General features: G+C 37.2%; 14 protein-coding genes. 11 read left to right on the plus strand and 3 right to left on the minus strand.

The genetic code is table 11. The features are described 5' to 3' along the window. Positions 1-112 precede the first annotated feature (112 nt). Positions 113-811 carry a SpoIIE family protein phosphatase gene (locus IPP64_05600; protein MBL0328890.1) on the plus strand — a complete coding sequence of 233 codons (699 nt, stop codon included), beginning with the start codon at positions 113-115 and terminating at the stop codon, positions 809-811. A gap of 129 nt (positions 812-940) precedes the next feature. Continuing rightward, complete coding sequence (gene guaB, locus IPP64_05605; protein ID MBL0328891.1) at positions 941-2,410, plus strand: IMP dehydrogenase; 1,470 nt, start codon at positions 941-943, stop codon at positions 2,408-2,410. A gap of 74 nt (positions 2,411-2,484) precedes the next feature. Here the strand turns inward: guaB and IPP64_05610 are convergent, their stop codons facing one another. The 3 genes from IPP64_05610 to IPP64_05620 are packed head-to-tail and all read right to left on the minus strand — an operon-like array spanning position 2,485 to position 5,992. Then, positions 2,485-3,528 (minus strand): PorP/SprF family type IX secretion system membrane protein, encoded by a 1,044-nt coding sequence (locus IPP64_05610; protein ID MBL0328892.1) that lies wholly within the window; start codon positions 3,526-3,528, stop codon positions 2,485-2,487. A 29-nt stretch (positions 3,529-3,557) separates the two neighbouring features. Then, positions 3,558-5,165: a gliding motility-associated C-terminal domain-containing protein gene (locus IPP64_05615; protein MBL0328893.1), complete on the minus strand. Its 1,608-nt coding sequence runs from the start codon at positions 5,163-5,165 to the stop codon at positions 3,558-3,560. After that, positions 5,132-5,992: a hypothetical protein gene (locus IPP64_05620; protein ID MBL0328894.1), complete on the minus strand. Its 861-nt coding sequence runs from the start codon at positions 5,990-5,992 to the stop codon at positions 5,132-5,134. Before IPP64_05620 ends, IPP64_05615 begins: the two co-directional genes overlap by 34 nt. A gap of 299 nt (positions 5,993-6,291) precedes the next feature. On the opposite strand from IPP64_05620, the gene IPP64_05625 reads away from it, so the two are divergent. The 9 genes from IPP64_05625 (at position 6,292) to IPP64_05665 (ending at position 15,268) form a co-directional block, all read left to right on the plus strand. Continuing rightward, positions 6,292-8,292, plus strand: coding sequence for a peptidylprolyl isomerase (locus IPP64_05625; protein ID MBL0328895.1), 2,001 nt, complete (start codon positions 6,292-6,294; stop codon positions 8,290-8,292). A 165-nt stretch (positions 8,293-8,457) separates the two neighbouring features. Further along, positions 8,458-9,300, plus strand: coding sequence for a peptidyl-prolyl cis-trans isomerase (locus IPP64_05630; protein MBL0328896.1), 843 nt, complete (start codon positions 8,458-8,460; stop codon positions 9,298-9,300). Continuing rightward, complete coding sequence (locus tag IPP64_05635; GenBank protein MBL0328897.1) at positions 9,281-10,096, plus strand: SurA N-terminal domain-containing protein; 816 nt, start codon at positions 9,281-9,283, stop codon at positions 10,094-10,096. The genes IPP64_05630 and IPP64_05635 overlap by 20 nt, the downstream gene beginning before the upstream one ends. Beyond that, a complete protein-coding gene (locus tag IPP64_05640) occupies positions 10,057-10,638 on the plus strand; it encodes a peptidylprolyl isomerase (protein ID MBL0328898.1) in 582 nt (193 codons plus the stop codon). Before IPP64_05635 ends, IPP64_05640 begins: the two co-directional genes overlap by 40 nt. 67 nt (positions 10,639-10,705) lie before the next feature. After that, positions 10,706-11,668, plus strand: coding sequence for an AAA family ATPase (locus IPP64_05645; protein ID MBL0328899.1), 963 nt, complete (start codon positions 10,706-10,708; stop codon positions 11,666-11,668). Positions 11,669-11,799: 131 nt separating this feature from the next. After that, complete coding sequence (locus IPP64_05650) at positions 11,800-12,735, plus strand: hypothetical protein (protein MBL0328900.1); 936 nt, start codon at positions 11,800-11,802, stop codon at positions 12,733-12,735. Then, positions 12,728-13,414 (plus strand): ATP-binding cassette domain-containing protein, encoded by a 687-nt coding sequence (locus IPP64_05655; GenBank protein ID MBL0328901.1) that lies wholly within the window; start codon positions 12,728-12,730, stop codon positions 13,412-13,414. Before IPP64_05650 ends, IPP64_05655 begins: the two co-directional genes overlap by 8 nt. Before the next feature lie 91 nt (positions 13,415-13,505). Then, positions 13,506-14,777 (plus strand): T9SS type A sorting domain-containing protein, encoded by a 1,272-nt coding sequence (locus IPP64_05660; protein ID MBL0328902.1) that lies wholly within the window; start codon positions 13,506-13,508, stop codon positions 14,775-14,777. Between the two features lie 2 nt (positions 14,778-14,779). Then, positions 14,780-15,268 (plus strand): hypothetical protein, encoded by a 489-nt coding sequence (locus IPP64_05665; GenBank protein ID MBL0328903.1) that lies wholly within the window; start codon positions 14,780-14,782, stop codon positions 15,266-15,268. Positions 15,269-15,308: the final 40 nt, after the last annotated feature.

Raw genomic sequence — 15,308 nt, forward strand, 5'->3', positions numbered from 1 at the left:
CATTGTTGATACAAATATTACACAACGAAAGCATGATGAACAAATCATTCAAGAAAAAAACAAGGATATAATTGACAGTATCAATTATGCAAAACGCATTCAGGATGCAATCTTGCCTTCCATCGAAAACCGAACAACGATTTTCCCTGAATCTTTTATTTTATTCAAGCCAAGAGATATAGTAAGTGGTGATTTCTATTGGTATGCTGAAAAAGAGGGTAAAAAAATTATTGCTGCAGTGGATTGCACGGGGCATGGCGTTCCGGGGGCATTGATGAGTATGATTGGAAATGCATTTTTAAATGAAATTGTAAATAAACGAGGCATTACGAACCCCGGCTTGATTTTAAGTGAATTAAGACATTTGGTGATTAGTACATTAAAGCAATCTTCGAATCAAGGGGAGAACAAGGATGGAATGGATATCGCACTTGTAGCGTTTGATACTCAAACGAATTCCTTGGAGTTTGCCGGTGCCAATAATCCGCTTTGGATTTATACAACAGATAATGGCGAAAAGAAATTAGTTCAGATAAAAGGCGACAAACGACCGATTGGTTATTTTCAGGGTCGAGGATTGCCTTTTACCAACCATTCTGTGGATTATAAAGCGGGAGATGTGGCCTATCTCTTCACCGATGGTTTTGCTGATCAGTTCGGTGGTGATGCCGGGAAAAAGTTTAAATACAAAAAATGCAGGAAACCATTCTTGGGATTCAAAACGAAACATTCAGCAGTCAAAAAGAAATACTTGACAGGATTTTTGAACAATGGAAAGGCCCTTTGGAGCAAGTGGATGACATGCTGGTAATAGGAGTGAAGTTTCTATAAATCTCTTTATAGGCTTTTGGTAACGAAAAAAAATGTATCTTTGCGGGAATTTTAACCATAGCTAATAAAACCCGTCTACCGTCAGGCCGGTTCAAATATTAAAATTCATATGCCATTAGATTCAAGCAAATTTGTAGGTGAAGGCTTAACTTACGATGATGTACTCTTAGTACCTGCTTATTCCGAAGTACTTCCTCGTGAAGTAAACACAGCTTCCTTTTTTACAAAAAAAATTAAACTCAATACACCCATTGTATCCGCAGCTATGGATACAGTTACGGAGTACCAATTGGCAATTGCTATTGCTCAAGAAGGTGGCATCGGTGTGTTGCATAAGAATATGAGTATTGCTGATCAGGCCGATCAAGTTCGTAAAGTAAAACGTTCTGAAAGCGGTATGATTATGGATCCGGTTACTTTATTGGAAACGGCAACTGTGAAAGATGCCCTTAATCTGATGAGGGAAAATAAAATTGGTGGTATTCCTGTTGTAAACGATAAAAGAGATTTGATTGGAATTGTCACTAATCGTGATTTGCGTTTCGAAAAAAACCATAAACGTCCTGTGAAAGAAGTAATGACCAGCAAAAATATGGTGGTTGCTAAAGTGGGAACTGATTTGAAGAAAGCGGAACAAATTCTTCAACATCATAAAATTGAAAAATTACCGGTAGTTGATAAAAATGGAAAGCTGGTTGGACTCATTACCTATCGTGATATTATTAAAGTAAAAGTTCATCCCAATGCAAATAAAGATAGTTTAGGCCGACTTCGTGTTGCAGCTGCAATTGGTGTTACTGCCGATGCTGTTGAACGAGTGGATGCCTTAGTGAAATCTGGTGTTGATGCGGTTGTGTTGGATACAGCTCACGGACATTCCAAAGGTGTGGTGGATTCATTGAAAAAAATTAAGAAAGCATTTCCTGCCTTGCAAGTGGTTGTTGGAAATGTTGCAACTGCTGAAGCTGCTTTGGCTTTAGTGGCTGCAGGTGCTGATGCCGTTAAAGTTGGTATCGGTCCGGGTTCTATTTGTACAACTCGCATCATTGCTGGGGTTGGTGTTCCTCAATTAACGGCTGTAATGGAAGTGGCGAAAGCGCTAAAAGGGAAAGGTGTGCCATTGATTGCAGATGGAGGAATTCGTTTTACTGGTGATATTGTAAAAGCTTTGGCTGCAGGTGCAAGCTGTGTGATGATGGGTTCTATGTTTGCAGGTGTGGAAGAGTCACCTGGAGAAACCATCATTTTTGAAGGGCGTAAATTTAAATCTTATCGTGGAATGGGTTCCATTGAAGCAATGCAAATGGGCTCAAAAGACCGCTATTTCCAAGATGCGGAAGATGATATTAAAAAATTAGTTCCAGAAGGAATTTCCGGTCGTGTTCCTGTTAAAGGCAGTCTAGCTGAAGTGGTGTATCAATTTGTTGGTGGCTTGCGCGCTGGTATGGGATATTGCGGTGCTAAAACGATTACTGAGCTTCAAAAGGCAAAGTTCATTCGTATTACCAACTCCGGAATTCGTGAAAGTCACCCGCATGGTGTTTCGATTACCCGAGAAGCTCCAAATTATAGCAGATAATTATTTATTGTTAAGCTTAAAAAAGAAAAGGAATCCGGTTGGATTCCTTTTCTTTTTTAAGCTGATGAATTTCATTAAAACGACATAATAGGATTTGAATAAACTTTTGTATCCTTCAAAATTTCCTTTTCAATTTCATCCGTATTGATTTTGCCTTTTGGTCCTCTTGATATTTTTATAGACAGTGTTAATTCGTGTGCTTTTACACTGTTTTTGGCATCATTCAAGCCTGAGTTAATCATGTCGTAGCTATAGCCAAAAGTGAAATTGGCATGCTCAAAACCAATCACAATTGCATTCGCATCGTGCACACGATACCATCCACCAATCACAAAATCAAATTGTTCGTTGAAATGATAGTTGATATACAAACCTGCTGCTGGTTCAATATTCCCATTTTGGTTGTTTACACGAACAGCCGGACTTAAATCCACTTTGTTTTGTCCGAATATTTTTAATCCTGCTTGGTAGGAAAACCGCATTGGTAAGCGACCTTGACCACCAACCAAACTTTGGTTTGGTTGATTTAAATGATAGCCGGATAAACCCAAATAGGCATTCACTTTGGACTCAGACCGATTTGGATTGAAGAACCATAAAAAACCAAAGCCCAAATCCGGGTGTGTTACAGAACTATTTACTGAAGACTCGTTGGTGGGGTTGGCAGCATTGAATGACCCTGCTAAATACTGACTATCAAAAGTGAGTTTTGCGATGTCAACGGATTGTTGCACATAACCACCCATTAAAGACAAACATAAATTATTGTTGGGCGAAATTTCTTTGCTGTAATCTACGGCTAATGCAAAATCAGAAGTACTAAAAGCCCCTGCTTTATCATTCATAGCCGTTAAGCCAATATCAAATTTCCCATTTTGATTTTTTAAAATAATCGGATACATCGCAGTAAACGAAAAGGTTTTATAACCTTTTTCGATGGCTGACCATTGACTGCGATAATTTAATCCAAATTTAATATCTCTGCTGGTACCCATCATTGCAGGATTAATGCGTAACGGGTTTGCATACGATTGGGCAAAACGTGCATCTTGTGCAATCGATTTATTATTGATTAAAACCAATAAAATTGCTGAGAGTAGAATAAGTATTTTCTTCATGTTCTGTAGTTTAGATATCAGTAGTTTTTTTAGCGAATCAAATTGATCATGCCTTTTGAATCAATCACTTTACCATCAGACAGTGTTCCTCGTATTTGATAAATATATGCGCCTTCAGGTAGTTTGTCACCGTTTGATTGACGTGTTCCATCCCAACCGGTTAACATATCTTTTGTAAAAAAGATACGCTCTCCCCAGCGATTGTATACAGAAAATTCAAAGTCTGTTATTCCTTCTCCGCGAACATAAAATACGTCACTGATGCCATTGTCGTCAGGCGAAAAGGCCGTTGGTACCCAAAATGCAGGCTCTACAACGGTAATTTTTACAGCATCTGAAGTTTTGCATCCGTTTAAATCAGTAATCACAACCGTATAAGTGGTTGTAACATCTGGGCTTGCAATTGGATTATAGATTCCCGGATTGTTTAATGTAGCAGCCGGAGACCATACGTATGAGATTCCACCAGTAGCATTTAATTGTATTGCTTCTCCAACAGCGGTTGTGTCATCCATTCCTGCACTAACAATAGGAACGGCATTAACGGTAATGGTTACTTCATCTGTAACGGTTCCACATCCGTTTCCGGAAACAGTTAATGTATAAGTTGTGGTTGCAGTAGGAGTAGACATCGGATTGGAAATGGTTGAATCATTCAATGTCAAAGTAGGACTCCATGTATATATTTGCCCCACTATCGACCCTGTTCCTAATTGTGCGCTATCGTTTTTGCAAATTTCTAAATCGCTTCCTGCATTTGCCATTAAGGGCGAAAGCATGGTAATGGTTACCGTATCTTTATTTGAACAGCCTGTTGTGCTATTGGTTACTGTTAAAATATAATTGGTGGTAGTAGTAACCGGACTTGCAACGGGGTTGGAAATAGAGCCATTGCTCAACGAAGAGGAAGGTGTCCAACTGTATGTTAAACCTGCAAATGCTGTATCACCAAGAATGATTGATGTATTGAAACAAATGGTTGAATCAATCCCTGCATTTACAGCTGGTAATGTATCAATGTTTATTGTTTGCGTATTGGTGGTTGTGCAACCGTATTGATTAATAACCGTGAAGGTCACTGTTTTTGCTCCTCCATTGGAATAAATAATGCCAGTTGGGTTTTGAATGGAAGAGGTGTTCGGACTACCGCCTCCAAAGTCCCAGTTGTAGGTAACCCCAATACCGCTAGTTCCTGTGTTGCTAAAGTCTACACCCACACCCGGACAAACTGGATCTGTGGAAGAAAAGTTTGCAATAGGTTGTGGATTTACAGTAAGCACCATCGTTACTGTATCAGAACCTAAAGCTGTCGTTGCAATATGTGTAATCACTTTTGCTCCGGCAGTAGCATATAAGATTCCAGAAGGATTGTAGAGGTTAGAGGTGGCAGGTGCAGCACCTGTTCCAAAGTTCCACGAATGTGTAACCCCCGGAGTACCATACATCACGCTGTAAAAATTTTGTGTTTGGCCCATGCAGCTGGGAGTAGATATTGCAAATGAAGCATCGGCTGTTGCTGGAGGCAACGGAACGGTATATTGTAAGATGGTTCCATCAAGTCCAACAGCATACCCCAGATTTTCATCGTAAAAATCGGTTTTTGTTAGGCGAGAAGAACCTGGTAAAAGCTTGTCCACGTATTTCCGGCATCCACTGTACGCAAGATGATACCGGTATTTAAAGGAATATTGCCACCTACCATAAATCCATTATTAGCATCATAAAAATCCATTCCGGTTAAGTTATCAGTTGTACCGCTGGCAATAGTCCCCCAAGAGGTTCCGGAGCTGATGGTTTTTCGAATAACACCACCATCGCCACCAACAACAGCATCCGTTGCGGAGGTGAATTGTAAAATACCCAAATTTGCTGCAACACCACTTGTTAGGGTGCTCCATGTACTACCGGCTGTTGTTGTCTTTAATAGGACGCCACCATTTCCGGATGCATATCCGATTGAAGGCGTGGTGAAATAAATAGAGTTGATTTGCACCGAAGTAGGGGTGGTGGTGGTGGTCCAAGTCGCACCACCATTTGTTGTTTTTAAAATCAATCCACTTGCTCCGCTGATGTAGCCGTTGCTAGCATCCAAAAAGTAAACAAATCGCAAAGCGAGAGATGTTCCCGTTGTCATTGCACTCCAGGTGGTTCCACCATTTGTTGTTTTGAGTGCTGTTCCGTTATCACCTACCACAAAGCCGGTTAATACATCTAAAAACTGAATAGAATGGAGGTTTTGACCAGTTCCACTGGAAAGTGGCAGCCAAGAAACACCGGCATTGGTTGTTTTTCGAATAGTACCTGTGGCACCACATACAAAACATAAGGATGAGCTGGGGGCAGAAACACCAAGTAAAGTGGTGGTGGTTCCGCTGGTCAGGGGCGCCCATGTACCTTGAGCCAAACTGGTACAGATGGAACCCAAAGTAAGCGTTAAGATTAGTAGGGTAGAACGTATTTTCATAGTTTTAGTATTATCGTTTTCAAATATACTTATTGGAATCCAATAAGTCAACTGTTTCACGTACAAAACTCCTTATGGTTGCTGATAAATCGGATTTTCTCGATATGAGCTGTGTTTGTTTGGAAATCAATCTTTTATATTAAAACGTGAAGCTGTTAGAAGGATAAGGTTTTAAGCGACAAATGCTTAACAAATTTTAACACTGCAATTACTAAATTTTAAACCTTCTTTTTTTTTGATACATCGCATAAATAACTACATTTGTTACCCTAAATAAAAAAACCGTTAAAACTATGAATATGAGTGTTTTTTCAAGAACGTTGATGTTGCCGTTGGCACTGATTACAATGAATGCTGTTGCACAAAATAAGAAGCCTGCAGGGAAACCTGAGCCGACTCCTGTTGTTGCAAAAAGTGAACCTGTTTTAATGACAATAGGTACAACCAAAGTAACAGTTTCTGAATTCGAAAGCGTATTCCATAAGAATAACAGTAAAGAAGGCGTTGCAGATGCTAAATCACTTAATGATTATGTGGATTTATTTGTCAATTTTAAATTGAAAGTGAAGGAAGCGGAAGATTTGGGGTTGGACACTGCAAAATCATTTAAAGAAGAATTAGCAGGATATCGCAAGCAATTGGCGCAACCCTATTTAACAGATAAAGACGTAAACGAAAAATTACTAAGAGAAACTTACGAACGTATGCAAGAAGATGTGCATGCATCGCATATTCTTGTAAAAGTGAACGAAAGTGCATTGCCAAAAGATACTTTGGAAGCCTACAATAAAATTATGAAAATTCGTGCCCGTATCTTAAAAGGCGAAGATTTTAATAAAGTGGCTGCTGAAAAAGGAATCTCGGATGATCCTTCAGCAAAGGATAATGGTGGTGATTTAGGTTACTTCACTTCTTTGCAAATGGTATATCCTTTTGAAACGGCTGCCTATAAAACAAAAGTTGGTGATATATCAATGCCTGTTCGCACACGTTACGGTTATCACATCATCAAGGTAACAGAAAGAAGAAAAGCGCAAGGAGAGGTATTGGCTGCGCACATCATGGTGAAAACAACACCGAACATGAATAAAGAAGACTCGTTAAATGCGTACACAAAAATTACCGAAATCTATAATAAGTTAAAAGCGGGTTCAAAGTTCGAAGAATTGGCAACAGAATTTTCGGATGATAAATCAACCGCTAAAAAAGGTGGAGAATTGCCTTGGTTTGGAACTGGAAAAATGCCATTAGAGTTTGAGAAAACTGCTTTCGGAATTGCAAATAAGGGGGAGTTTAGTGCTCCAATGCGCACTAAATACGGATGGCATATCGTAAAACAATTAGATAAAAGAGGTTTAGCTTCTTTTGACGATATGAAAAATGATTTGAAAGCGAAAGTAACCAAAGACTCTCGTTCACAAGTTGGTCGTGCGTCTTTAATAGCAAAAGTAAAAGCTGAATACAAATTCAAAGAAACTCCAAAAATGGCAGATGAGTTTGTAAAAGTAGTAGATACAACTTTCTTTGAAGGAAAGTGGGATGCAGCTAAGGCTATCGCGTTAAAGAAACCAATGTTTAATTTTAATGATAAAGTTTACACACAAGTTGATTTTGCAAATTACATTTCTTCGCACCAAAGCAAACGTGCTAAGACAGATATTTCTGTTGTAATTAATCAGTTGTATAAACAGTTTGTTGAAGAGTCGGCTGTTGCTTATGAAGAAGCTCGTTTGGATCAAAAATATCCGGAGTTTAAAGCATTGATGCAAGAGTACCGCGATGGTATTTTATTGTTTGAATTAACGGATCAAAAAGTATGGAGCAAAGCAGTAAAAGATACTGTTGGTTCAAAAGCATTTTACGAAAAGAATAAGACCAATTACATGTGGGATGAGCGTGCTGAAGCAACTGTTTATAGTTGTACGGATGATAAAATAGCGGCAAAAGTAAGAGGGTTGATGAAAAAGAAGAAAACAGAAAAGGAAATTATAGCAGCCATCAACAAAGATTCTCAATTGAACCTTCAAACCGAAACACGTGTTTTCAATAAAGGAGAAAATGAATTCGTGGATAAAAACTGGAACCCAGGAACATCTGCTGACATGAAATCTGAAAAAGATAAAAAAACAGTTATTGTTGTTACCTCTAAATTGTTGAAGCCGGAGCCTAAATCGTATAACGATTCAAAAGGAATGGTAACTGCAGATTATCAAAATTATTTAGAAAAAGAATGGATTGCTTCTTTAAAAGCAAAATATCCTGTATCGATTGATAAGGCCGTTCTTTCTACAATTAAGTAATTAAAAAAACAGCATTTAAAAGTTTATGGTGTTAAAAGCGCCATAAACTTTTTTATTTATCAGAAAGGCACGATCCACCTTTGGATTTCATTTCCACAATGGTCGAGCCGTTTGAAACCAATACGATTAATTATAAAAGTGATACAACGCCTTACATATTTTCTAATGCTCTCCCTTCTGTTTGCATGTGATCGTTCACCCAAACAGGAGCAGAACAGAGTAGCCGTTGCCCGCGCCAATGAGGATTATTTGTATTTGGACGAAATTCAAGACATTGTTCCTTCTGGAACTCCTGCCAAAGACAGCACCGAACTTATCACGAAATACATTGATAACTGGATTCGTGAAACCTTGGTTACTCAAAAAGCAGAAAGCAATTTGGGAGATGAACAGAAAAATGTGGAAAAACAACTTCGTAACTACCGCAATTCACTAATTACTTACACCTACGAAAAAGAATTGGTAAAGCAAAAGTTGGATACCATCGTTTCTGATTCAGAAATAGAAGAATATTACAATAATAATCAAGCTGATTTTGAGTTAAAGGATAACATTATTAAAGTGGTATATGTAAAAGTGGATAAAAAAGCGCCAGGAATTGATAAATTAAAACGAATGTACAAATCAGATGTCGCTAGCGATCGGGAGCAATTAGCCAGTTATTGTCATCAATTTGCCAGTAACTTTTACCTGGATGATTCGTCATGGTTATTGTTTGACGATTTGTTAAAAGAAATTCCTATTCAAACCTATAATAAAGAGTTATTTTTACAAAACAATCGCTTTGTGGAAGTAAGTGATTCCTTGAATCATTACTTTGTAAATATAAAAGGGTTTAAAATCAGAAATAGTTTATCTCCTCTTGGATTTGAAAAGGAGAACATTAAAAATATTATATTAAACAAACGGAAGTTGCAGTTGATTAACAAGATGATTGAAGATGTTTACAACGATGCTGCCAACACCAATAAAATAGAAATCTATTCGAATGATAAACTCAAGAATTAAATTATTGCTTGCAGGATGCTTTTTACTATGCATGTTGGGCGTAAATGCGCAAGAAAAAGTAATTGACCGTATTGTTGCAGTGGTTGGAAATAACTACATTCTTCAATCTGATTTAGAGACACAATACCAGCAATTGATAGCTGCTCAAGAGCCAGTTGATGAAAACACACGTTGCAAAATTATGGAGGAGTTGCTTTATCAGAAACTGTTACTTGCTCAAGCACAAAAAGATAGTTTGGATGTGTCCGAAGGGCAAGTTGAGCAAGAATTGGAGCGTAGAATGCGCTATTATATTCAGCAATTCGGTTCTGAAGAAAAATTTGTTGCTTTTTATGGCAAATCGGTTGAAGATTACAAAATTGAATTAAAAGACGATGTGCGTGAATTGTTGTTGGAACAACAAATGCAAAGCAAAATTACCGAAGGTTTGTCGGTTACCCCAAATGAAGTAAAAGAATATTTTAAATCTATTCCGGAAGATTCTATCCCATTTATAAATGCTGAAATTGAAGTTGGACAGATTGTGAAGAAACCTTCTATTGCTCCGGAAGCAAAAAAAGCAGCGAAAGATAAAATCGAAGGATTACGTCAACGTGTAATAAAAGGAGAAGCAACTTTTGCTGCGATGGCTGCATTGTATTCGATGGATCCGGGCTCAGCAAGTAAAGGTGGTGTTTATGAAGGATTCAACGCGGGCAGTTTGTGCCGGAGTGGGATGCTTGGGCTTTTAAACTTAAGCCCAACGAAATATCGGAAGTGTTTGAAACCGTTTACGGATTCTTTTTTATTCAACTAATTGAACGAAGAGGTGAAGCGGTAGATGCCCGAAGTTTATTGATTGCCCCCGCGGTAGATGCAAATGATTTATATCGTGCAAAGCTTTCTTTGGATACCACCTATACCCGTTTGTTGGCGGATACTGCTACGTTTGCAGATATGGCTGCTCGCTATTCTGATGATGAAGAAAGTAAAAATAGTGGTGGATTAATCATTAACCCTTATACCGGTTCAACACGTTTTCAAATGGATGAATTAGGACAATATGAGCAAACCATCGCTTTTTCAGTAGATAATTTGAAAATTGGTGAATTTACGAAACCGATGGCAAGTACCACCAGTGACGGAAAGCAGGCATATCGTATTTTGTATGTAAAAAATAGAACCTTGCCTCACAAAGCCAATTTGGTAGACGATTATCAAAGTATTCAGAATGCTACTTTGTCGAAAAAACAACAAGCAGCTATTCAAGCCTGGATAAAGAAAAAATCAGCGAGCACGTATGTGCATTTAGCAGATGATTTCAAAAATTGTACATTTAATAATAAATGGATTAACTAAATTAATTTTTGAATGTGTGAATTTTAGATTTTTAGTTCTAAAATTCAAAAAATCAATAACTCAAAAAATGTATAAATCAGACGTAGAAGCCGTAGATGCATTTGTAGTAAAATACAAAACACTCAATGCTGAAATCAGTAAGGTTATTATTGGTCAAGATGAAGTAGTAAAGGATGTGCTTATTTCTATTTTTAGTAAAGGACATTGCTTGTTGATTGGTGTTCCAGGTTTAGCAAAAACATTATTGGTAAATACCATTGCAGATGTATTGGGATTAACTTATAACCGTATTCAATTCACCCCCGACTTGATGCCTTCTGATATTATTGGTTCTGAAATTTTGGGTGAAGACCGCAATTTTAAGTTCATTAAAGGGCCTATGTTTGCAAATATTGTATTGGCTGATGAGATTAACCGTACTCCTCCCAAAACACAAGCAGCACTCTTGGAAGCAATGCAGGAAAGAAGTATTACTACCGGTGGTAAACGTTATGAATTGGGAAATCCATTTTTTGTGTTGGCAACCCAAAATCCGATTGAGCAAGAAGGAACATATCCATTACCTGAAGCACAGCTCGATCGTTTTATGTTTAATGTATGGTTGGATTATCCAAAATTGGAAGATGAGTTTCAGGTTGTTAAAAGCACAACGTCCAATCTTAAAGTGGAATTAAAGAAAGTATTGTCTGCTGAAGAAATTATTTATTTTCAAGAGCTTGTTAGACGTATACCAGTTGCAGATAATGTATTGGAATATGCTGTAAAATTGGCTTCAAAAACCCGTCCGAATACTGAACATGCAGCTGAAGTATCTAATAAATATTTGTCTTGGGGAGCAGGCCCACGTGCCTCACAATTTTTGGTGATTGGTGCAAAATGTCATTCATTAATTAAAGGGAAATATTCACCCGATATTGAGGATGTAAAGGCTGTAGCGGCTGCCATCTTGCGTCACCGAATCGTCCGCAATTACAAAGCGGAAGCAGAAGGTGTGAGTGTAGATAAAATTATTGAAGAGTTAATGAAATAAATACACTCAAAAAAGATACCCGAGTGTACTATATAAATGAACAAAAAACGTCTCTCCCTTTGGATGGGCGTTTTTTATTTCTTAGAATGCTGTAATTATGCATATTGCAGAAAAAATGTTGTTTTAATAAAATGGCTAAATTACTTCGAATACGTCTGATACAGCTGAAAAGAGAATTGAATGATGTAGGCCCAGGGATTTTTTTGATACTCGGATTACTATTTTTTTTGGTGCTTGCAGCATATAAAGCATATCAAAAAACACCGGATGCCTATATTTTAACTGGGGCTCTTTTTGTTCTTTGTTTATCATTTCAACTTAAGCGTTTAGATAAATCATTTGTATACAATAATATTCAAAAACCTCGAAAAGAAATTTATTTAGAATATTTGGTTTTTACATTTCCTTTTGCTGTTCCTTGTTTGCTTTCCAACAATTGGTTGTGTTACCCCATCTTACTTATTTCACTTGCTGCTCTGCCACAGTTTAGGTATCGTTTTATGCAGAAAACCTATTTTAAAAATATAGGGGCAGTCATTTCACCTTCAAATTTTGAATGGATAAGCGGTTTCCGGAAATCGTTTTTTTATCTGATTCCGATTTATATCTTGGCTTTAGCTTTTTGTTGGGTTCGGATTTTTCCTTTGTTTCTGCTTTGGTTTGTTACGGTAACGATAGCCTCTTTTTACCAAGAATGTGAACCACTGCAAATACTAAAAGAAGGTAGTATGAGCCCCCAGAAATTTCTTAAACGGAAGATGATTCAACATTCGAAAATGCTGTTTTTGCTGTATGCCCCAGTTTTAATAACAAATACAGTCTTTAATACCGGAAATTGGTTTATGAATCTACTTTTTATCCCAACTCAGATAGCGTTATTGTGTTTTTCTATTTGCTTAAAATATTCGAATTATTACCCGAATAAAAATTCGATTATGAACAATATGATCTTGGCATTGGTTTCTGTCGGCTCAATAATCCCTTATTTTCTCCCAGTTCCATTGTTGATGGCATTCGACTATTTTTCAAAAGCAAAAAACAACTTAAAAAATTATTTAAATGATTAGTATAAAGAAATTGACTGTGAATTTTTCTAATGTAAATGTTTTAGATGACATCACTATAGATTTTGTACCCAATCAAATTTATGGAGTGGTTGGTTTAAACGGGGCAGGTAAAACGACCTTCTTTAATGCACTTTCTTCTGATTTGAAAGTTAGTAGTGGTGAACTGAGTTTTAATGGGAATCGAATTACTAATTCAGATATTGCCTATTTAGAAACCGTGAATTTTTTCTATTCAAGAATAACCGGGAATGAATATTTGAAAATATTCAAACAGACCAATATAAATTTTGATTTAAGTACATTGCAAGAGTTATTTAAATTGCCTTTGGACGAACTTGTTGAAACGTATTCCACCGGGATGAAAAAGAAGTTAGCACTACTGGCAATTTTGAAGCAAGAGAAACCTATATTTTTGCTGGATGAACCATTTAATGGGTTAGACCTCGAAACAAATAAGATTGTTGAGTTAATTGTGACAACGTTGAAAGAAAAAGGGAAAACGGTTTTTTTGTCTTCACATATTATTGATCCCCTGCTTACCGTTTGTGATGAAATTCATTTTTTAGAAAAAGGAAAATTTACTAAAACATTCGATAAACCAAACTTTTATAAATTGGAGGAGGAGTTGTTTCATAAACTAAAGACGGAAGCCAGAAGTATAATTTCAGCCTCGATATAAGCTATATAGACCATTCTTTAAATTATTTTCTTATTTTCTATGCAACCACTCACCACTTATTTGAGTCATTCTAGTACTTAAAATACTATATATGCAAAAACATTCATTCTCTCTTATTGCTTTCCTTATTTCTCTTGGTTGTTATGCGCAAGATACTTATAGAGCGCTATTTCTTGGTAATAGTTATACCTATGTAAACAATTTGCCACAAATGATAACGGATATGGCTGCTTCAACGGGTAACGTATTTATTTATGATAGTAATGCTCCCGGTGGTTATACTTTGCAAGGTCATTCTTCAAATGCTACATCGCTTGCTAAAATTGCCATTGGCAATTGGGATTATGTAGTATTACAGGAACAAAGTCAATTGCCTTCTTTCCCGATTTCACAAGTTCAAACAGATGTGTTTCCCTTTGCTAAAATGTTGGATAGTACCATCAATGCGGATAATCCATGTGCTGAAACGGTATTTTATATGACCTGGGGCAGAAAAAATGGAGATGCTTCCAACTGCGCCTCCTGGCCTCCTGTATGCACTTATGCAGGAATGGATAGTTTATTGGATTTGCGTTATCGCATGATGGCCGATTCCAATAATGCCATAGTTTCTCCCGTAGGAAGAGTTTGGAATTATGTTCGACAATTGTATCCATCCTTGGAATTATACCAGCCCGATGAAAGCCATCCCTCTGTTGCTGGAACCTATGTGGCTGCATGTACTTTTTATACAGTGATGTTTCGGAAAGATCCTACTGACATTACTTTTAATTCAACCTTAACACCAACGGATGCTGCGAACATTCGTGCAGCTGCAAAATTAATTGTATTTGACAGCTTAATGAACTGGCATGTTGGCGAGTATGATCCAATAGCGAGTTTTAACGCTGTTGTTTCCGGAACCAATCAAGTATCCTTTACAAATACATCTAACAATGCTTCTTCGTATTTGTGGTACTTTGGTGATGGTGATTCCTCTTTAGTTAGCAATCCGATTCATGTTTATCCAACAGGTGGAACGTATACGGTCACATTCATCGCTACTCATTGCGGTATTTCAGATACACTGGTTCAAGCTATTACAGCAACACCTACAGCTATTTCACCTTTAGAACAGGTTAGCGCTTCATTTTATATTTACCCCAATCCGGCTTCCACTTCGATTACAATAAATCATCCATTTAAAGGGAGTTTAAACTATCGAATCGTGAATGTGTTGGGGGCGAAACAAAAAACGGGGGTCCTCGACAAACCTGAATACTCGATTGAATTAGCCGCACTTGAAGATGGAGTTTATTTCATACAGATGTATCAGAATAAAAGACTATTAGGACAGCAGAAATTTGTTAAAATAACCGAATAAAAATGACCTCAATTGAAAAGTATTTTAATGCAGAAAAATCAGAAAGTTTACTTTTTGTTTTAGTGGGTGTAGTTACCATAGCAGTTGCCATCTATTTTTTCTTTAAATTAAAAGAGCCATTTTATACTGGGATTGGCCTTGCATTCGCATTAATTGCTTTGATTCAGCTCACCGTTGGCACTTCGGTTTATATTCGTAGTCCGAAAGATATAATTAGAGTTCAAGCGATGGTGTCGAATGAGCCATCAAAAATCCAGTCTGAAGAAATCCCAAGAATGGAAATAGTGATGAAAAACTTTGTAATCTATCGCTGGATTGAAATAGCCCTAATAATGATTGGACTGGTGTTGTTTTTTGCTACGAAAAGTAATTCTATTTTGAAAGGAGGAGGAGTGGGATTGTTTATTCAAGCAGGTTTTATGTTGTTGCTTGACTATTTTGCTGAAAACAGAGGAAAAGAATACGTGACATTTTTACGCGAGTTGTTGTAACAATTCGTTTCTTTGCTCGTCATCTGTTATCATTTAATGA

Source organism: Bacteroidota bacterium (assembly GCA_016722565.1).
GTDB lineage: Bacteria > Bacteroidota > Bacteroidia > 2-12-FULL-35-15 > 2-12-FULL-35-15 > 2-12-FULL-35-15.